23 protein-coding genes are annotated in these 19007 nt (G+C 64.9%); 10 read left to right on the plus strand and 13 right to left on the minus strand.

All coding sequences use genetic code 11. The features are described 5' to 3' along the window. Positions 1 to 50: 50 nt before the first annotated feature. From QA635_RS38455 to coxB, 6 genes are all read right to left on the minus strand, one after another. On the minus strand, positions 51 to 947 hold the full coding sequence (locus QA635_RS38455) for a cytochrome c oxidase subunit 3 (protein ID WP_057016083.1): 897 nt from the start codon (positions 945 to 947) through the stop codon (positions 51 to 53). 55 nt (positions 948 to 1002) lie between these two features. Further along, positions 1003 to 1632 carry a cytochrome c oxidase assembly protein gene (locus tag QA635_RS38460; RefSeq protein WP_057016082.1) on the minus strand — a complete coding sequence of 210 codons (630 nt, stop codon included), beginning with the start codon at positions 1630 to 1632 and terminating at the stop codon, positions 1003 to 1005. 5 nt (positions 1633 to 1637) lie between these two features. Continuing rightward, a complete protein-coding gene (locus QA635_RS38465; RefSeq protein ID WP_028334632.1) occupies positions 1638 to 1802 on the minus strand; it encodes a hypothetical protein in 165 nt (54 codons plus the stop codon). A gap of 36 nt (positions 1803 to 1838) precedes the next feature. Continuing rightward, entirely contained in the window at positions 1839 to 2777 is a 939-nt protein-coding gene (locus tag QA635_RS38470; RefSeq protein ID WP_028334631.1) for a heme o synthase, read from the minus strand. Positions 2778 to 2841: 64 nt separating this feature from the next. After that, entirely contained in the window at positions 2842 to 4458 is a 1617-nt protein-coding gene (ctaD, locus tag QA635_RS38475; protein WP_283065054.1) for a cytochrome c oxidase subunit I, read from the minus strand. An 81-nt stretch (positions 4459 to 4539) separates the two neighbouring features. Continuing rightward, on the minus strand, positions 4540 to 5379 hold the full coding sequence (gene coxB / locus QA635_RS38480; RefSeq protein WP_026191935.1) for a cytochrome c oxidase subunit II: 840 nt from the start codon (positions 5377 to 5379) through the stop codon (positions 4540 to 4542). 282 nt (positions 5380 to 5661) lie between these two features. Here coxB and QA635_RS38485 point away from each other — a divergent pair, with 282 nt between their 5' ends. Continuing rightward, positions 5662 to 5952, plus strand: coding sequence for a hypothetical protein (locus QA635_RS38485; protein WP_156436115.1), 291 nt, complete (start codon positions 5662 to 5664; stop codon positions 5950 to 5952). Between the two features lie 12 nt (positions 5953 to 5964). Beyond that, positions 5965 to 6513 carry an invasion associated locus B family protein gene (locus QA635_RS38490; RefSeq protein WP_283065055.1) on the plus strand — a complete coding sequence of 183 codons (549 nt, stop codon included), beginning with the start codon at positions 5965 to 5967 and terminating at the stop codon, positions 6511 to 6513. 117 nt (positions 6514 to 6630) lie between these two features. Here the strand turns inward: QA635_RS38490 and QA635_RS38495 are convergent, their stop codons facing one another. The 3 genes from QA635_RS38495 to QA635_RS38505 are packed head-to-tail and all read right to left on the minus strand — an operon-like array spanning position 6631 to position 8187. Further along, positions 6631 to 7230, minus strand: a complete 600-nt coding sequence (locus QA635_RS38495; RefSeq protein WP_283065056.1) for a TlpA family protein disulfide reductase — start codon at positions 7228 to 7230, stop codon at positions 6631 to 6633. Positions 7231 to 7265: 35 nt separating this feature from the next. Then, entirely contained in the window at positions 7266 to 7784 is a 519-nt protein-coding gene (locus QA635_RS38500) for a DsrE family protein (protein WP_283065057.1), read from the minus strand. A gap of 10 nt (positions 7785 to 7794) precedes the next feature. Then, the gene (locus QA635_RS38505; protein WP_253604757.1) at positions 7795 to 8187 is read right to left on the minus strand and encodes a DoxX family protein; all 393 of its coding nucleotides are present in this window, start codon (positions 8185 to 8187) and stop codon (positions 7795 to 7797) included. Positions 8188 to 8319: 132 nt separating this feature from the next. Here QA635_RS38505 and QA635_RS38510 point away from each other — a divergent pair, with 132 nt between their 5' ends. The 5 genes from QA635_RS38510 to QA635_RS38530 all read left to right on the plus strand — a co-directional run bounded on the left by QA635_RS38510 (position 8320) and on the right by QA635_RS38530 (position 12260). After that, positions 8320 to 8775, plus strand: coding sequence for a winged helix-turn-helix transcriptional regulator (locus QA635_RS38510; RefSeq protein ID WP_283065058.1), 456 nt, complete (start codon positions 8320 to 8322; stop codon positions 8773 to 8775). 271 nt (positions 8776 to 9046) lie between these two features. Beyond that, positions 9047 to 10471, plus strand: coding sequence for a metalloprotease TldD (gene tldD, locus QA635_RS38515; RefSeq protein WP_028334625.1), 1425 nt, complete (start codon positions 9047 to 9049; stop codon positions 10469 to 10471). Further along, positions 10471 to 11241 (plus strand): signal peptidase I, encoded by a 771-nt coding sequence (gene lepB, locus QA635_RS38520; RefSeq protein ID WP_016847099.1) that lies wholly within the window; start codon positions 10471 to 10473, stop codon positions 11239 to 11241. The genes tldD and lepB overlap by 1 nt, the downstream gene beginning before the upstream one ends. A 108-nt stretch (positions 11242 to 11349) precedes the next feature. Further along, a complete protein-coding gene (locus tag QA635_RS38525) occupies positions 11350 to 11697 on the plus strand; it encodes an MmcQ/YjbR family DNA-binding protein (RefSeq protein ID WP_283065061.1) in 348 nt (115 codons plus the stop codon). Then, a complete protein-coding gene (locus QA635_RS38530) occupies positions 11694 to 12260 on the plus strand; it encodes a nucleotidyltransferase family protein (RefSeq protein ID WP_283065063.1) in 567 nt (188 codons plus the stop codon). Before QA635_RS38525 ends, QA635_RS38530 begins: the two co-directional genes overlap by 4 nt. A gap of 103 nt (positions 12261 to 12363) precedes the next feature. On the opposite strand, the gene QA635_RS38535 is transcribed toward QA635_RS38530, so the two are convergent. The 3 genes from QA635_RS38535 to QA635_RS38545 form a co-directional block, all read right to left on the minus strand. Then, entirely contained in the window at positions 12364 to 12918 is a 555-nt protein-coding gene (locus tag QA635_RS38535; RefSeq protein ID WP_225642118.1) for a PAN domain-containing protein, read from the minus strand. A 143-nt stretch (positions 12919 to 13061) separates the two neighbouring features. Beyond that, positions 13062 to 14432 carry a glutamate--cysteine ligase gene (locus QA635_RS38540; protein WP_092088053.1) on the minus strand — a complete coding sequence of 457 codons (1371 nt, stop codon included), beginning with the start codon at positions 14430 to 14432 and terminating at the stop codon, positions 13062 to 13064. A 93-nt stretch (positions 14433 to 14525) separates the two neighbouring features. Next, positions 14526 to 15050 (minus strand): MarR family winged helix-turn-helix transcriptional regulator, encoded by a 525-nt coding sequence (locus QA635_RS38545; RefSeq protein WP_028338998.1) that lies wholly within the window; start codon positions 15048 to 15050, stop codon positions 14526 to 14528. A 130-nt stretch (positions 15051 to 15180) separates the two neighbouring features. Here QA635_RS38545 and gstA point away from each other — a divergent pair, with 130 nt between their 5' ends. The 3 genes from gstA to QA635_RS38560 all read left to right on the plus strand — a co-directional run bounded on the left by gstA (position 15181) and on the right by QA635_RS38560 (position 16470). Further along, positions 15181 to 15798 (plus strand): glutathione transferase GstA, encoded by a 618-nt coding sequence (gstA, locus tag QA635_RS38550; RefSeq protein WP_253604765.1) that lies wholly within the window; start codon positions 15181 to 15183, stop codon positions 15796 to 15798. A gap of 47 nt (positions 15799 to 15845) precedes the next feature. Beyond that, on the plus strand, positions 15846 to 16001 hold the full coding sequence (locus tag QA635_RS38555; RefSeq protein WP_283065071.1) for a hypothetical protein: 156 nt from the start codon (positions 15846 to 15848) through the stop codon (positions 15999 to 16001). 82 nt (positions 16002 to 16083) lie between these two features. Further along, the gene (locus QA635_RS38560) at positions 16084 to 16470 is read left to right on the plus strand and encodes a hypothetical protein (protein ID WP_283065072.1); all 387 of its coding nucleotides are present in this window, start codon (positions 16084 to 16086) and stop codon (positions 16468 to 16470) included. 305 nt (positions 16471 to 16775) lie between these two features. Here QA635_RS38560 and QA635_RS38565 read toward each other — a convergent pair whose 3' ends face one another. Beyond that, the gene (locus QA635_RS38565) at positions 16776 to 18989 is read right to left on the minus strand and encodes a 3-hydroxyacyl-CoA dehydrogenase NAD-binding domain-containing protein (protein WP_283065074.1); all 2214 of its coding nucleotides are present in this window, start codon (positions 18987 to 18989) and stop codon (positions 16776 to 16778) included. Positions 18990 to 19007: the final 18 nt, after the last annotated feature.

The raw sequence follows: 19007 nt of genomic DNA on the forward strand, positions 1-19007 counted from the left end.
ACAAAAAGGGCGGCCATTCGGCCGCCCCCTCTTAGCACGTCGGCCGGCAATTAGTGTGCGCCGTGGGCCATCGTCTCGGCGCCGTGGCCCCAGACGTAGATGCAGATGAACAGGAACAGCCAGACCACGTCGACGAAGTGCCAGTACCAGGCGGCAAACTCGAAGCCGAGGTGCTGCTTCGGCGTGAAGTGGCCGGCATAGGCGCGGATCAGGCAGACCAGCAGGAAGATGGTGCCGACCAGCACGTGGAAGCCGTGGAACCCGGTCGCCATGAAGAAGGTCGCGCCATAGACGTTGCCGCCGAACGAGAACGTCGCATGGGCGTACTCATAGGCCTGCACGCAGGTGAAGAGGGCACCGAGGATCACGGTGAGGATCAGGCCCTGCTTGAGACCCTGGCGGTCGTTCTCCAGCAGCGCATGGTGCGCCCAAGTGACCGTGGTGCCGGAGGTCAGGAGCAGCAGCGTGTTGAGCAGCGGCAGATGCCAGGGATCGAAGGTCTCGATGCCGTGCGGCGGCCAGGTACCGGGAACGGAGCAGGCGCCCATCGCCGTGCCGGCGCCGCAGCCGAACACCGCATCGCGCGTGGCATGCACCGCGTCGGCCGGGAACAGCGCCGCATTGAAGAAGGCCCAGAACCAGGCGACGAAGAACATCACCTCGGAGGCGATGAACAGGATCATGCCGTAGCGGTGGCTGATCTGCACCACGCGGGTGTGGTCGCCCTTGTACTGGGCTTCCTTGATCACGTCGCCCCACCAACTCGCCATCGTGTAGAGCACGCCGATGGTGCCGACGCCGAACACGATCGGGGCCGCGGAGAACATGTGGTGCATCCAGCCGATCGCGCCGAACGCCATGATGAAGGCCGAGATCGAGCCGACCACCGGCCACGGGCTCGGGTCGACGAGATGATAGTCGTGATGCTTGACTTGCGCCTCAGCCATTGCCGTCTCTCCATTCGCGTGCCGCAAGGCACGTCTTAAATCTTAAATTCCAAAACTAGCCGCCCTTGCGCTGCTCCGCCTCGCCCGCCGCCACGGGCTTTGGCGCGGCGTCGCGCACGGGGAAGAAGGTGTAGGACAGGGTGATCGTCTTCAGCGTGTCGTTCTCGCTGTCCTTGGCCAGCGCCGGATCGACATAGAACACCACGGCCATCTCGCGCTTTTCGCCCGGCGCCATGGTCTGTTCGGTGAAGCAGAAGCAGTTGATCTTCTGGAAATAGGCGCCGACCGTCAGCGGCGCGACATTGTAGGACGCCTGGCCGGTGGTGGTGCGCGCCGACTGGTTGGTGACGGTGTAGTAGACCGTGACCACCTGGCCGATCTTGACGTCGATCGTGTTCTGCTCCGGCTCGAACTTCCAGGGCAGGCCCGGCGCGACGTTGGAATCGAAGCTGACCGAAATGGTGCGCGCGAGCGGCGCATCCGAAGGCACCGAGGTCGCGACCTGAGTGGTGCCGTTGAAGCCGGTGGTGCGGCAGAACCAGTTGTAGAACGGCACGGCGGCGTAGGATGCGCCGACCATCAGCACCACGACGAAGCCGCAGATCGAGGCAACCACGGCGTCGCGCGTCAGCGTGCGGCGCGTGACCTTGGCGCCCTCACCCTGCTGCGGTCCCTGGTTGGCCATCTCACTCACAGCGGCCGCACCAGCACGGCCGGCCCCTTGACCAGGGTGACGGCGAAGAACAGCACGACCAGGATGCCGAGCGCGAGCGCGATGGCGATCGAGCGCTGGCGGCGGCTCTTGAGCTGCGCCTCGGTGAGGACGATGCCTTCTGGTTCGCGTTTCTCGTCCATTGATATCCCATGCGCCCCCATCTCGCCCCCGGCTCCCTATCCGATGAAGACAGGCGCAATCGCGCGGACCACGACCTCGGCGAGGAGGACGGCAAACAGCGCGAACAGATAGAGGATCGAGAAGGCAAACAGCCGGCGCGTGGCGCGGTTGGCAGCCGTACCCTCGCGGCGGCGATAGACTTCGATGGCCAGCCACAGCATGCCGGCGCCGAGCACCAGCGAGGTGACGCCGTAGATCGCGTCGAAATAGCCGAGCGGCCACGGCGCCAGCGCGATCGCGACCAGCACGATGGTGTAGAGCAGAATCTGCAGCCGGGTCGCGTCGGGACCGGCGACCACCGGCAGCATCGGGATGCCGGCGCGGGCATAGTCGTCGCTGCGAAACAGCGCCAGCGCCCAGAAGTGCGGCGGAGTCCAGAAGAAGATGATCAGGAACAGCAGGATCGGCTCGACCGAGAGCGATCCGGTCGCGGCGGCCCAAGCCACCACCGGCGGCAAGGCACCGGCGGCGCCGCCGATCACGATGTTCTGCGCGGTCCAGCGCTTCAGCCACATCGTGTAGACCACGGCATAGAAGAAGATGGTGAAGGCAAGCAGCGCGCCCGCCACCCAGTTGACCAGGATGCCGAGCGTCATCACCGAGAAGAAGGCGAGCGTGATGCCGAACGCGGCCGCCTCGGTCTGCGTGATGCGGCCGCGCGGGATCGGCCGGTTGGCGGTGCGCGTCATCAGCGCGTCGACGTCGCCCTCATAGGCCATGTTGAGCGCGCCGGAGGCGCCGGCGCCAACCGCGATGCACAGGATCGAGGTGAATGCCAGCACCGGATGCACGTGCACTGGCGCGATCATCAGCCCGACCAGCGCGGTGAAGATCACCAGCGACATCACGCGCGGCTTCAACAGCGCGATGTAGTCGCCCACTTCGGCCTCGGAAATCCGGGGCAGCTCGATGGCGTTGTGATCGACAACCGACAAGATCAGGTCTCGCTTCTCTCAAAAGGCGCGGCGCACCCTTAAAGTGCGCCGCGTTGTCGTGGACTTACTGCACGCGGGGCAGCACTTCGAACTGGTGGAATGGCGGCGGCGAGGTCAGCGTCCACTCCAGCGTGGTCGCACCGGCGCCCCACGGATTGTTCGCGGCCTGCTCCTTGCGGACGAAGGCATCGATCACGCCGTAGATGAAGATCAAGACGCCGATGCCGGAGATGTACGAGCCCCAGGAGGAGATCAGGTTCCAGCCGGCGAACGCATCCGGATAGTCGACATAACGGCGCGGCATGCCCGACAGGCCGAGGAAGTGCTGCGGGAAGAACACCAGGTTGACGCCGACGAAGGTGAACCAGAAGTGCAGCTTGGCGACACGCTCCGAGTACATGTAGCCGAACATCTTCGGGAACCAGTAGTACCAGCCGGCGAAGATGCCGAACACGGCGCCGAGCGACAGCACGTAGTGGAAGTGCGCCACCACGTAGTAGGTGTCCTGCAGCACGCGGTCGACGCCGGCATTGGCTAGCACGACGCCCGTGACGCCGCCGACGGTGAACAAGAAGATGAAGCCGATCGCCCAGATCATCGGCGCCTTGAACTCGATCGAGCCGCCCCACATCGTGGCGATCCACGAGAAGATCTTCACGCCGGTCGGCACCGCGATCACCATCGTGGCGGCGACGAAATAGGCCTGCGTCGCCGAGGACATGCCGACGGTGTACATGTGGTGCGCCCACACCACGAAGCCGATGCCGCCGATCGCGACCATGGCGTAGGCCATGCCGAGATAGCCGAACACGGGCTTGCGCGAGAAGGTGGAGACGATTTGGCTGATCATGCCGAAGGCGGGCAGGATCAGGATGTACACTTCGGGGTGGCCGAAGAACCAGAACAGATGCTGGAACAGCACCGGGTCGCCGCCGCCGTCAGCCGCAAAGAAGGTGGTGCCGAAATTGCGGTCGGTCAGCAGCATGGTGATCGCACCGGCGAGCACCGGCAGCGACAGCAGCAGCAGGAACACGGTAACCAGGATCGACCACACGAACAGCGGCATCTTGTGCAGGGTCATGCCCGGCGCGCGCATGTTGAAGATCGTGGTGATGAAGTTGATGGCGCCGAGGATCGACGAGGCACCCGCGAGATGGAGCGAGAGAATCGCGAAATCGACCGCCGGTCCCGGATGGCCCGAGGTCGACAGTGGCGCATACATGGTCCAGCCCGCGCCGACGCCGTTGGCGCCCGGCTCACCCTCGACGAAGGTGGACATCACCAGCAGCGCGAACGAGGCCGGCAGCAGCCAGAACGAGATGTTGTTCATGCGCGGGAACGCCATGTCCGGCGCGCCGATCATCAGCGGCACCATCCAGTTGCCGAAGCCGCCGATCATCGCCGGCATGACCATGAAGAAGATCATGATCAGGCCGTGCGAGGTCACGAACACGTTATAGGTGTGCGTCTCGTGGAATATCTGGACGCCCGGATACATCAACTCGGCACGGATCGCGATCGACATCGCCGCGCCGATGATGCCCGCGATCACCGCAAAGATCAGGTACATCGTACCGATGTCCTTGTGGTTCGTGGAGTAGAGATAACGCCGCCATCCGGTCGGATGGTGGGCGTGATCATCATGGGCGTGATCGTCGTGTGTCGCTGCGCCTGTCGCCATGTTCAAAATCCTGCCTTGCAGTCCCTCTTGGACCTTGCGGTCCCGTCGCCCTTATTCCATCCGCGCTGTAAGCCGTGAGGCTTACTGCGCCGCCTGACCAGCCGAGGCATAGGAATTCGCCGGGTTGGTCGCAAACTTCTTCTTCGCGCCTTCAACCCAGGTCGCGAATTCCTGGTCGCTGACGACCCTGACCGCGATCGGCATGAAGGCATGGTCCTTGCCGCACAGTTCCGAGCACTGGCCGTAGAACACGCCGGTCTTGGTGGCCTTGAACCAGCTCTCGTTGAGGCGGCCGGGGATCGAGTCGATCTTCACGCCGAAGGCCGGCACCGCGAAGGAGTGGATCACGTCGGCGCCGGTGGTCTGGATCCGCACCACCTTGTTGACCGGGACCACCATCTCGTTGTCGACGCCGAGCAGGCGCGGCTGCTTGTCCTTGTCGAGCAGCGAGTCGAACTCGAACTTGCCGTTATCCGGGTAGGCGTAGGACCAGTACCACTGCTTGCCGGTGACCTTCACCGTGAGGTCCGGCTTCGGCACGTCGAGCTCCAGGAACAGCAGGCGGAACGACGGCACCGCGATGCCGACCAGGATCAGCACCGGGATCAGCGTCCAGGCCACCTCGATCAACGTGTTGTGGGTGGTCCTGGAGGGGACCGGGTTGGCCCTGGCGTTGAACTTCACCACCACGATGATGAGCAGCGCGAGCACGAACAGCGTGATCAGGGTGATCAGCACCAGCAGGAAATTGTGAAACCAGATGATGTTTTCCATCACCGGGGTCACGCCTTCCTGCAGCGTATGCTCCCACGGCGCCGGCTGCCCCATTTCGGCGAAGGCCGATCCCGCGGCGACAGACGCCACACCCGCCACCGCCAACCCCAGCAATTGCCTGCCCAACCGGCCAATCGACATCTTCATGCCGCTCGCGCTCCCTTGCATTATTCCCCAAAGCACCCCCGGCATGTGGCCGAAAATGCAGCACGATCCGCCCTGACAAACGGCCTTCCGGACATACCCGTCTCTGAGTCAAGGTGGGTACGGGAGCCAGATCGCTAGAACGCGTCGAAATCCAGCCTCTCAAACCATAATTCTCCGGCGCTCGCAATGCAGTAGTGGGGCCGAAAGCCATGCGCCTGCGATGAAGCTGCCGCTTGCGATTTTTCCCGCAAAATCAAGCGAAAGCACTTGGACCAATTGTCCATGCCGCTTGACAGGGGGATTACCGGATGTACCCACAGACAGGGCAGCGCACAGGAACCTGATTCGCTGCGGGCTGCCCCAATCCGGCGCGAGAATGGCTTCACGATCGCCTTCAAGGCGCCGTCATTGCGGTATCAGTCGACGCCTGAGCATGATCCAGAAAAGTGGAAACCGGTTTTCCGAAAGATCATGCTCAAACAAGAAGATGAGATCATGATTCGCTTCCGGGAAGCGCATCGTGGCGCGCGTGCTACCGGCGGCCGGACGGCCGGACCGACCGAACATCTATAAGGATCGACCCGGATGGGCGCTTCGAACATTCGTTTGACGATGGCCAGCTGGCTCGGCGGCCACGCGATTCTGGCCCTCTGCCTCGGCCTTTCTGTTGGCCTTTCTCTTAGCCTGACCCAGCCTGCGAACGCGCAAGGCGCGGTGCGCTCGGTCCATGGCGACTGGCAGATTCGCTGCGACACTCCGCCCGGCGCCCAGGCCGAGCAATGCGCGCTGATCCAGAGCGTGGTAGCGGAGGACCGCTCCAACGCCGGCCTCACCGTGATCGTGCTGAAGACCGCCGACCAGAAGAGCCGCCTGATGCGCGTGGTTGCCCCGCTCGGCGTGCTGCTGCCCTCCGGCCTCGGCCTCAAGCTCGACAATCAGGACGTCGGCCGCGCCGGTTTTGTCAGATGCCTGCCCAATGGCTGCGTCGCCGAGGTCGTGATGGACGACAAGCTGCTCGGCCAGCTCAAGAACGCCAAGACCGCGACCTTCATCATCTTCGAGACGCCCGAGGAAGGGATCGGCTTTCCGCTCAGCCTGAATGGCCTGGCGGAGGGGTATGACAAATTGCCCTAGGGGCGCCGAGCGGGACAGGAAAGCGTAGCCCGGATGAAGCGCAGCGCAATCCGGGGCCGCTCTCATCGCGGATTGACCAGTCCCGGATTTCGCTGCGCTTCATCCGGGCTACGCATCTCAGCGGACGCCCGCATAGTAGTCGAACAACCCGCTCGCCTCCGCGGACAGCCAGTCCGCCTCTCCCGTCATGTAGCCTTCGACTTGCCCGGTGATGCCGATCAAAAATGAGATCGGCATGCCGTAGAGCGCGAACGGCGTGTCGACCTCGGCGGCGTCGACGCGCGAGACGAGACCACCGGGATCGAAGCCGATCGCGAGGTGGCGCAGCTTGAGCTGCTTGACGTAGGGCGCGACCGGCGCGCGGTTGCGATCGGTGCTGATAGCGACGACCACGAGATCGCGACGGCCGCTGGCGGCAAGACGGTCCAGCATCGGCAGCTCGGTCCGGCACGCCGCGCACCAGGTGGCCCAGAAGTTCACCAGCACCATCCTGCCTTTGAACTCCGTGAGATCGAGCGCGCCGCCGGCGAGCGCCGGGATCGCGACCGGCGGCACCGGGCGGGCGCCTTCGACCTGCGTGAACTGATGCCGGATGGTGCCGAATTGCGGCGGTCCCGACGCTGCGCGCACAGCTCCGGTGGGCATTGCGAGCGAGGCGCCGGCGCCGATCATTCCGGCAACGACCGCGCGGCGCGTCGGTGCGTGAGCTGACGTCATGACAAGTTCTCCGCTTGGCTTGATGGCCACATCGCTCAGGACCGGATGTAGGACCAGCCGGCTTCCTGCAATTCGATGATGCGCCCGGGCCCGTTCGGCACCAGGTCGACATGATCGAGCAGCACCAGCGGATGTCCCGCGGCGCGCTCCATGCCGAGCTTGGTGGCTTCGCAGACAACCAAGCGGATGTCGGGCGTGAGCCCCCGCACCACCCGCAGCAGATCCTTCACCGGCGAGGTATCGGCGCGCAGCATGTGGACGCCAGCATTGTAGGCGACGACCTCGATCTCGAACGGCTCGTTGCGCTCCCGATAATATTTCGGGAGGTTGAGCGCGGTCGAGATCAGCGCCCGCATCGTGGTCGGGTCGTCGCTGTTGATCGGCAGCACCAGGCGGTGCATGCGCGGCTCCGGCTTGCTGGACTCAGGTTTCTTGGGCTCGGGTTTCGAGACCGCCGCGACCGAACCGGTGAGCAGCATTGTCGCGGCGAACGGCACCGCGAAGGCCAGCACCAGCCCGGTCACGACCATCAGCTTGCGGAGAGAGACGCGCATCGCGCTCACCTCACGGCGCGCTCGCGAGCAGGGCGAACTGGCTACGCTTGGCGTAGGCGACGATCACACTCAATGTCAGCAGCACGAGGGCGGGCACCGGCGAGCCGCCGATCACGAAAAGATGGCTGATGGTGGCGCCGACCATGATGCAGCTCAGCAGCACGCCGCCGAACGCCGCGACCGGGGGCAGCAGGATCAGGATCGCGCCGAGCAACTCCAGCGATCCGGTGAAATAGCGGAACCACTGACCGAGCCCGATATGCTCGAATTCCTCGACCAGCATCGGCACACCGTAGAGCTTGGCGGCGCCAGCGGCGGCAAAGGCCAAAGCGAGCAGTCCCCTGACGACCCAGAGGCTGACGGATTTCCAGCGCGACGGCGCCGCGGCAACTGCAACTGACATTGATGACTCCCGAGTTGTTCGTAAGGCCGGACCGCGGCCACCCGACCGATCGGCGGCTGGCCCGCGGCTTTCGGTGGTCTAAATTCGGGAGTAAGATGAAAAGAACAAGTAGGATGCTTTTTGTGAGGTAGTATGAAAAAACTGACTATTGAGCCTGCCGAGCCTCCGGCGGCGTCCGAGCCGTGCAACGGCGACCTGTCGGCGCAATTTCATCGCGCGCTGTCGGTGCTGGCCGGAAAATGGAAGGGCGACATCCTCTGGCAACTGGTCGAGCGCAAGCGGCGGTTCGGCGAGCTGCGCCAGTCGATCCCCGGCGTGACCCAGCACATGCTGACCACGCAGCTGCGCGATCTCGAGGCCAACGGCCTCGTCAAGCGCACGGTCTATCCCGAGGTGCCGCCCCGGGTTGAGTACGAGATGACGCCGTCCGCCAAGGCGCTCAAGCCGGTGTTCGACGAACTGTACCGCTGGGCACAGGAGCATGGCTTTCCGACCTCGGCGCAGGGCACCGCACAGCCGAAGCCGCAATCGGGCGATGCAGCCGAGCGCGAAGGCCAGCCGTCGAAGGCGGATCGGCGCTCAAGGTGATGACGACAAGGTGAGGACGCCGACGGGGCACTGTGATCGACCGCATAGCCGCAGGCACTCCCGGTTTGCCATCCCAACCACTATCTTTGGTGATCGCCGTCCGGGCCTGAACCGGGACCGGTACAGGTTTCCGGGTTGTAAGATGAGTTTTCCGCTCGTCTCTGCTTCAATCCCCCGAAATCCCTGCTGCGGGTTCCCCACTGGCAATCAGTAGCGCTTCAGGCAAGGATGACGAGGAATCGCCAAGCAATCGCATTGCGTCGGAGTGACCATGACCAATCCCGCCACGACCTCCCTGCTCGACCGCGCCAATCTGGACCGCGATGCTGTCCGCCGCGAGGTGTCGCGCGGCCTTGAAGGCGCCGACGACGGCGAGCTGTTCCTGGAGTTCGGGCAGACCGAGGCGCTGGTGTTCGACAACGGAAGGCTGAAGCAGGCGACCTATGACACCTCGCAGGGCTTTGGCCTGCGCGCGGTCAAGGACGACGCGGTCGGCTATGCGCATTCCTCCGACGTCTCGATCCCGGCGCTGATCCGCGCCGCGGATGCGGTCGCGGCCGTGCGCGGCGGCTATGCCGGCACTTTCGCCGCGGCGCCGGCCCACACCAACATCAAGCTCTATGGCGACGAGAACCCGCTGGATGGCCCCGCGTTCGAGGCAAAAGTAAAACTGCTCGGCGAGATCGACGCCTATGTCAGGGACAAGGACCCGCGGGTGCGTCAGGTCTCGGCCAGCCTCACCGCGACCTGGCAGGTGGTCGAGATCCTGCGGCCCGACGGCGAGAGCTATCGCGACATCCGCCCGCTGGTGCGCGTCAACATCTCCGTCGTCGCCGGCCAGGGCGACCGCCAGGAGAGCGGCAGCAAGGGCTATGGCGGCCGCGAGGGCTATGCGCGCTTCATCGAGACCAAGGCCTGGCGCGACGCCGCCGACGGCGCGCTGCGCGAGGCGCTGGTCAATCTCGAATCGGTGCCGGCGCCCGCCGGCGAGATGGACGTGGTGCTCGGCGCCGGCTGGCCCGGCGTGATGCTGCATGAGGCCGTCGGCCACGGGCTCGAGGGCGACTTCAACCGCAAGCAGACCTCCGCCTTTGCCGGCCTGATGGGCCAGCAGGTCGCGGCCAAGGGCGTCACCGTGGTCGACGACGGCACCATGGCCTCGCGCCGCGGCTCGCTGTCGATCGACGACGAGGGCACGCCGACCAACCGCACCGTGCTGATCGAGGACGGCATTCTGGTCGGCTACATGCAGGACCGCCAGAACGCCCGGCTGATGGGCATGAAGCCGACCGGCAACGGTCGGCGGCAGAGCTATGCCCACGTGCCGATGCCGCGCATGACCAACACCTACATGCTGTCGGGCGACCGCGACCCGGCCGAGATCATCGCCTCGGTGAAGAACGGCATGTACGCCGCCAATTTCGGCGGCGGCCAGGTCGACATCACCTCGGGCAAGTACGTGTTCCAGTGCACCGAGGCCTACAAGATCGAGAACGGCAAGCTCGGCGCGCCGCTGAAGGGCGCCATGCTGATCGGCAACGGACCGACCGATCTCCACAGGATCACCATGATCGGCAACGATCTTGCGCTGGATACGGGAATCGGCACCTGCGGCAAGAACGGCCAGGGCGTGCCGGTCGGCGTCGGCCAGCCGACGCTCAGGATGGAACGGATTACGGTCGGAGGAACGGGCTAGTGAGCAGCGGAAACGAAGTCGTGACGGCCAAGCCGACCAGCTGGCGCGGGCAGGCCGTGCAACTGGCCGCGATCGTGGCCGTCGTGTTCCTCGCCAAGGGCGCGATCGCCGAGCCGTTCTACGTGCCGTCGGGATCGATGGAGCCGACGCTGCTGATCGGCGACGCGCTGGTCGCCTCGAAATATCCCTATGGCTACGGCGCGGCTTCACTGCCGATCCAGATCACGCTGCCGGAAACCGGCCGCGTGTTCGGCGAGACGCCGAAGCGCGGCGACGTCGTCGTGTTCCGCTGGCCGGGCGACCGCTCGCAGGCCTGGGTCAAGCGCGTGGTCGGGCTGCCCGGCGACCGCATCCAGATGCGGCAGGGTCAGCTCTTCATCAACGATCATGCGGCGACGCTGAAGCCCGACGGCACCGGCTTCGCCGAAGACGATCGCGGCGGCGGCGAGGAGGCGTATCGCTATATCGAGACGCTGCCGAACGGCGTCAACCACGCGATCTTCAAGATCCGCGACAACGGCCGGCTCGACAACACCCAAGAGGTGACGGTGCCGCCGGGCAAACTGTTCGTGCTCGGCGACAACCGGGACAATTCCGCCGATAGCCGCGTGCCGGTGCGCGACGGCGGCGTCGGCCTGTTGCCGATCGACAATCTGATCGGCCGCGCCGACGCCGTGGTCGGCTCCTGGGACCTCGGCATCCGCAGCCAGCCAGTCTGGACCTGGCTCTCAGGCTTCCGCCTCGCGCGCTTCTTCACCTCGGTGCAGTAGACGCGTAGCCTGGATGGAGCGCAGCGCAATCCGGGATCTCCCACTCGGCAAGATGTCCCGGATTTCGCTTCGCTCCATCCGGGCTACATTCCTTGCGGGATGATAGTCGTGACCTTCGACGACATCAGGCACATCGCGCTGGCGTGGCCGGAGGTCGAGGATGGCTCTTCCTACGGCACGCCGGCGCTGAAGATGCGCAACAAGATGCTGGTGCGGCTCAAGGAGGACGGCGACAGCCTGGTGATGCCGGGCGTCCCGCCGGAGGAGCGCGACATGCTGGTCGAGCATCAGCCCAAAGTGTTCTACTTCACCGATCACTACCGCGACTACCCGACGGTCCTGATCCGCCTGTCGAAGGCCAAACGTCAGACCGTCGAGCCCTTGCTGCGCCGGCACTGGCGCACGCTGGCGTCGAAGAAGGCGGTCCGGGACTACGACGCGACCGCCTCGTCGTGACGCAGGACGAATTCCTCGCAGCCGCGCTGCGCAACCCGGCCAATCAAGCCATCACCGACGAGCTGTACCGCCTCGGTCTGCCCGATGCGTGGCTGGTCGCCGGCTGCCTGGTGCAGACCGTGTGGAACGTGCTGACCAGCCGGCCGCTCGATCATGGCATCAGCGACCACGACATCTTCTATTTCGATCCGGATACCTCATGGGAGGCCGAGGACGCCGTGATTCGCGAACTCAAGGCACGGCTTGGCCATCTCGGTGTCGCGATCGAGGTGCGCAACCAGGCCCGCGTCCATCTCTGGTATCCCGACAAGCACGGCCTGCCCTACCCGGCGCTGTCGCGTTCGACCGACGGCATCGATCGCTTCCTCACCGAAAACACGCAGATCGGCATCCGCCACACCACGCGCGGCCACGACGTCTATGCGCCGAACGGTTTCGATGATGTCGCCGGCATGATCGTGCGGCCGAACCGGACCGCGAACTTTTCGCCGGCGAACTATGCGACGAAGGCGGCGCGCTGGAAGGCGCTCTGGCCCGAAATCACGGTGCTGGCGGCGGAGTAGCCTGTCGTCGCGTAGCCCGGATGAAGCGCAGCGAAATCCGGGGCAGGCCCATCCGCGGTGAGCGCGGTCCCGGATTGCGCCTCGCTCCATCCGGGCTACAGAATCAACGCACCACGCCCGACGTGAACCCCGCCTTGCGGCGCGGCGGCTTGATCTCTTTCTTCAGGAAGCAATGCGCGTCGCGGCCGGCATAGCCGGGCCGGGCGTAAGTCCATGCGCGGCACTTGTTGTCGGCGGTGCAGGCGGCCTGACAGGCCTCGTCGCCGTCGCTGCTCTTCAGCTCGAAATTCTTGTAGTCGCCGCCGAGGCGGTCGATCGAAGTTTCGATTGCGCCGTTGCGCGGTTCGACCACGCCCGCGCCGCGCACCCCGGAGACGCAGCAGACGTTCTGCACCCGTGGCGGCACGGTGCTCTTCAGCCAGCACACCGCCCCATTATTGGCGTCGGTCGGATAGTTGAAGCTCCAGGCGCGGCAACGGCGGTCACGCTCGCAGGTCAGCGCGCAATCGGCCGGATCGCCCGTCGTCACCGGCGCGTTGAGATAGTCGCCGCCGGGGCGGTCGAAATTGGTCTGCGCCAATGCCGGGCGTGCGACGACCGCGGCCGCAAGAGCCGCAAACACCACCACACACGCCCTAAAGAGGCGGCCTATCTCCATGAGATTGCTTTCAAATTCGCGCAGCCCCGCGCGTTTCGCGGGGCGTCATTTGAACGCCATGAACCTGTACGGCTGATGAACGGCGGGTGCGACACCACCGCCGTTCGCGCGCGCCTCACGCCCGGATTGGGACCGAGCGGGGATTAGAAGGCGTATTCCTGGTAGGCCGGTTCCACCGAGCCCTTCCAGGGACCGTTGAACTTCTCCAGCATCTCCTCCGCCGGCGAGCGGCCGGCCTCGATGATGCGCTCGAGCGGTTCGAGGAAGCGGCTCTCGTCGCGTCCGAGATGATCGATCCGGCCGCGCCGCCGCAATCCGGCATGCGACAGGATCAGGCACTCCTTGGCGATCTCGAACAGATAGCGGTCCTTGATCCGCGACTTGAAGCCGAAACGCGGCACGTCGTCACGCAGCGCCTGCCGCTCCGGCGCGGTCCAGTGGCGGACGATGTCCCAGGCGGCATCGAGGCTGTCATTGTCGTAGAGCAGCCCGACCCAGAACGCCGGCAGCGCCGGCAGCCGGCCCCACGGCACGCCGTCGGCGCCGCGCATTTCGAGGTAACGCTTCAACCGCACCTCGGGGAAGATCGTCGAGAGGTGATTGGCCCAGTCCGACAAGGTCGGGCGCTCGCCCGGGAAGGCGGCATTCTTGCCGGCGAAGAAATCCCGGAACGAGGAGCCGGAGACGTCGATATATTCCTCGCCGCGCTTGACGAAATACATCGGAACGTCGAGCGCGTAGTCGACATAGCGCTCGAACCCCATGCCGTCCTCGAACGCGAACGGCACCATGCCGCTGCGCGCATTGTCGGTGTCGCGCCAGATCTCGGAACGGAACGACAGGAAGCCGTTGGGCTTACCTTCGGTGAACGGCGAGTTGGCGAACAATGCGGTCGCGATTGGCTGCAACGCCAGCGACACGCGCAGCTTCTTCACCATGTCGGCTTCGGAGGAGAAGTCGAGGTTGGTCTGCACCGTGCAGGTCCGGAACATCATGTCGAGGCCGTATTTGCCGACCTTCGGCATGTAGTTTCGCATGATCTTGTAACGCCCCTTGGGCATCACGGGGATCTGCGCGCGCGACCAGGACGGCGTCATGCCGAGGCCGAGGAAGCCGATCCCGAGCGGGGTTGCGATCTCCCGCACCTGCGCCAGATGCGCCATCAATTCCGACTGCGTCTGATGCACGGTTTCGACCGGCGCGCCCGACAATTCGAACTGCCCGCCCGGCTCGAGCGAGATCGCGCCGCCGCCGGTGACGTCATAGAGGCCGATGATGTTGCCGCGCTCCATGATCGGCTCCCAGCCGAGCAAGAGCTTCATGCCCTCGAGCAGCGCGCCGATGCCCTTGGCGCCTTCATAGGGCACGGGCTGATGGCCCTCGAGCGTGAACGGAGTCTTCTCGTGCTCGGTGCCGATCCGGAATTCGGACTCAGGCTTCACGCCGGCTTCAAGCCACGCCACGAGTTCGTCGCGCGACTGCAGCGGCGTCATGTCGATCTGGTCACGCGCCATGGATAATCCAACTCAAGGGCGCTTCGATCGAAGGCGCGCGGTGGCAGGGACATCCGCGCGCCACTACGGCTGCGGATGATGGAATCAGCAATATCATCGGGCAGGCACGCCGTCTCGCGCAGGCGCAGCCTTGCTGTCAGCCTTTGTCTCGTTCTTGACGTCGCCTTTGGCGTCGCCGCAGGCGCAGCCGAGCCGGTCGAGCAGACCGCACAGCCTGGTCGCGTCGGCGTCGGACAATTTGGAGCCGACATGCTTGTCGATCGCGGCGGAATAGGCGTTCCACATCTTCTTCTGCAGCTCGCGTCCAGCCTCGGTGATCTCGACGAACTGGCCGCGCTTGTCGATCTTGCATTCGCGGCGGGCGGCGAGCCCCTCGTCGACCAGCTTGTCGATCAGCCGCGAGGTCGAATATTGCGGGATCAGCATCTGGCGCTCGAGCTCGACCGGGCGCAACTCGCCCGACGGCGCGCGGGACAGCTCGAGCAAGGCGTCATACCAGGCGAGCGGCGGAAAACCGGCCTTCTTCAAATCCTGCTCGACGCAGTCCAGCACCCGGCTCGGCACCCGCATCAGGCGGATCCAGGCGGCCGTCGCCTCGCTCGATAGCTTGCGTTTCATGGTCTAGCTCATAGGGTCCCGGCACCGACTGTACCGCACTGAATGCATCTGCATCAATCTTGACTATTTCATGCAGGCGCATGTAGGCAATCCCTCTCCGGACGCCAAGAACAAGGGAAGGAATACCCCTATGAAGCTTTATTACACCCCCGGTGCCTGCTCCCTCTCCCCCCATATCGCCCTGCTCGAGGCCGGGCTGCCCTACGACCTGGTCAAGGTCGATCTCCGCGCCAAGAAGCTCGAAAACGGCGACGATTTCCTCCAGGTGAACCCCAAGGGCCAGGTGCCGGCGCTGGCGCTGGATACCGGCGAGATGGTCACCGAGGGGCCGATCATCATCCAGATGATCGCCGACAAGGCCGCCGACAAGAAGCTGGCGCCGGCGAGGGACTCCAACGAGCGCTACAAGCTGCTCGAATGGCTGAACTACACCACGACCGAGCTGCACAAGAATCTCGGCCCGATGTTCTCGCCCGTGCTCGCCGACGACGCCAAGGCCTTCTTCAAGGACCGCGCCATGGGCAAGTTCAAATATGTCGAGAGCCAGCTCGCCGGACGCGACTATTTGATGGGCAACCAGTTCACGGTAGCCGACGGCTACCTCTTCACCATGATCATGTGGGCGCAGGACCGGCTCGGCTTCGACCTCTCCGGCCTGCCGAACGTGACGGCCTACAAGGCCCGCGTCGCGGCGCGCCCGAAGGTGCAGGAGGCGCTGAAGAAGGAAGGCCTGCTCAAGGCGGCCTGAGCTCGCGCCGAACAAGGCCGGCCTCGTGGCACCACGCGGCCGGCCCCTTGCCGACAATTTTCGACAGGAAGAAGCTGGCCACGACCCATCTGCTGCCGGGCATGCCGGTCGAGGTGTTTGTCCCAACCACCGAGCGGACGGTGCTCTCCTGTCTGATGAAGCCGCTAGCCAACCGGGTCCATCGCGCCTTCAGCGAGAAATGAACGGTGCAAACCTTCAGGACGTGTTGGAACAAAATCAATTTAATCGGCATTCTACCGATTAAGACTACTTTCGGCTGAGGGCGTGGCCGTCCTTGTTCGAGCGATCCAACTAACCGACTATGACCTGCGGCGCGCCCTCCGCTCCAACTGGTCTAAAAATGTGACGATCGCCTTTACCGTTTTATTGACCAGCACCCTGGTTGGGCTGGCAACCAGTTTGTACTTTCGGGTTTGGACATTGATGCTGGAGTCGCCGCTGGTCGCGGTGCTCGCGGCGATCGTGCTCCAATCCGACGGCTTTTCCTTTGCCACCGGCGCGCCGATCGTCGTCGCCTGTCTCGCTTTCAACCAGTTCGCCTATCTCGCCGGCGCCTTGCTCGCGCCGGAGACTGACGGCTCAATGGCGGAAGAAATTGACGGCCTGCCAGACCGTGGCGGCGAGCACAATATCCGCGGCCAGAACGAGTAGCGCGAGGCCGGCCCATGACGGGCCCTTGCCCCGCAGACGCAGCGGCTTCCGCCACCGCGACGACCGCAGGGAAGACAAGGAATCCTTCACCGCGATCTCCGCGGCACCTTCCTTGAACGCAGAACTCATCGCACGACACCCTCACGCTCATCGTCGCCCCGGCGATCGACGAGCAAGAGTGATGCCAGCAGCGTGGTGCCAGTGGGGAACGAGCGTGGCGGGACTTTGACGCGCATGACCGTCGCGCAACAGGATCAAGTCGGATCGATGACCGACTTGATCCTGCGCGAGTTCGCCCCGGAAGTTTACGCCGCCTGCTTCTTCGGCGGGAAGCGACCGTAGAAGGTTTCGCCCTTGGCGGCCATCTCCTCGAGCAGCTTCGGCGGCGTGAAGCGCGAGCCGTACTTCTTCTCGAAGTCGTGGCAGAGCGCGACGAAGTTCTTGGTGCCCATGAAGTCGATGTAGGACAGCGCACCGCCGGTGAACGGCGCGAAGCCGAAGCCGAGGATCGAGCCGACATCGGCCTCGCGCACGTCGGTGATGACGTGATCCTCGACGGTGCGCGCGGCTTCCACCGCCTGCACCACCAGGAAGCGCTGCTTCAATTCCTCGACGCTGAGCGTGTCGGGATCGAGCTGCTTCGGCTGCAGATTGGCGAGCCCCGGCCACAGGCTCTTCTGGCCCTTGCCCTTCTCGGGATAGTCGTAGAAGCCCTTGCCGTTCTTGCGGCCGAAGCGGCCCTGCTTCTCGACCATCTCGACCATCAGCTTCTTCTGCGCCTGGTCGATCGCGTTGGGGCCGAGATCGGCCTCGGTCGCCTTGGTGATCTTCAGGCCGAGATCGAGCGCGACCTCGTCCTGCAGCGACAGCGGCCCGACCGGCATGCCGGCCATCCTGGCGGTGTTCTCGATCATCGCCGGCGGCACGCCCTCGAGCAGCATCTCGTTGCCCTCGGAGATGTAACGCATCACGCAACGGTTGGCGAAGAAGCCACGGGAGTCGTTCACCACAATGGGCGTCTTGCCGATCGCGCGCACATAGTCGAGCGCGGTCGCCAGCGCGACGTCGCCGGTGTTCTTGCCGAGGATGATCTCGACCAGCATCATCTTCTCGACCGGCGAGAAGAAGTGGATGCCGATGAACTTGCCCTGATCCTTGAACTCCTCGGCCAGCGAATTGATCGGCAGGGTCGAGGTGTTGGAGGCGAAGATCGCGCCCGGCTTCAGCAGCGGCTGCGCCTTGGCATAGGTATCCGCCTTGACCTTGCGATCCTCGAACACCGCCTCGATGACGAGGTCGCAGTCCGAGATCACGTTGTAGTCTGATGTGGCCGAGATCCGCGCCAGGATGGCATCGGCCGCGTCCTGCTTCATCCGTCCCTTGGCGATCAGGCCGTCGACCACGGTCTTAGCGTGGCCCTTGCCCTTGTCGGCGCTTTCCTGGTCGCGATCGACCAGCACGACGTCGATGCCGGCCTGCGCCGAGACATAGCCGACACTGGCGCCCATGAAGCCGGCGCCGATCACGGCGAGCTTCTTGACCTTGGTCGGCGGCACGCCCGCCGGGCGGCGGGCGCCCTTGTTCAGTTCCTGCATCGACAGGAACAGCGAGCGGATCATCGCCGCCGCTTCCTTCGAGCGCAGCACCTTGGTGAAGTAGCGCGACTCGACCCGCAGCGCGGCGTCGATCGGCAGCTGCAGGCCCTCATAGACGCAGCTCATGATGGCGCGCGCGGCCGGATAATTGTCGTAGGTCTCGCGGCGATAGATCGCGTTGCCGGCCGGGAACATCTGCATGCCCATCTTGGAGAAGACGGGGCCGCCGGGCAGCTTGAAGCCCTTCTCGTCCCACGGCGCGACCGCCTTGCCGCCGCCCTTGATCCAGTCCTTGGCGGCCTTGATCAAGTCGGCTGCGGGCACCACGGCGTGAATCAGGTTGAGTGCCTTGGCGCGGGTGAGATTGACCGCCTCACCCTTGAGCAGCAATTGCATCGCGTCCGCCGGCTGCACAAGACGCGGCACGCGCTGGGTGCCGCCGGCGCCGGGGAACAGGCCAACCTTGATCTCGGGCAGGCCGAGCCGGGTCTTCGGGTTCTCGGCCGCGACGCGGTAGTGGCAGGCCAGCGTGATCTCGAAGCCACCGCCGAGCGCAAGCCCGTTGATCGCGGCGACCCACGGCTTGCCCGAGGTCTCGATCGCGCGGAACGACTGCGACATCCGGCGGCTCTGCTCGAACAGCATCTGGTTCGCGGCTTCCTCGCCCTTCTCCTTGAAGAGCTGGGCGTAAGAGCGGTTCATGCCCTCGAGCATCGAGAGGTCGGCGCCGGCGCAGAACGCCTCCTTGGCCGAGGTGATCACGACGCCCTTGATCGCGGCATCGCTGGTCGTCTGCTTGATGATCTCGCCGATCTCCTGGGTCGAGATCTCGTCGAACACGTTCATCGAACGATCAGGGATGTCCCAGGTGACGAGCGCAATGCCGTCGGCGTCGACGTCGAACTTGAAATTCTTGTAAGCCATGTTGCTCGCTCCCCTCGC

Origin of the sequence: Bradyrhizobium brasilense (assembly GCF_029714345.1) — a bacterium.
GTDB classification, from domain to species: domain Bacteria; phylum Pseudomonadota; class Alphaproteobacteria; order Rhizobiales; family Xanthobacteraceae; genus Bradyrhizobium; species Bradyrhizobium australafricanum.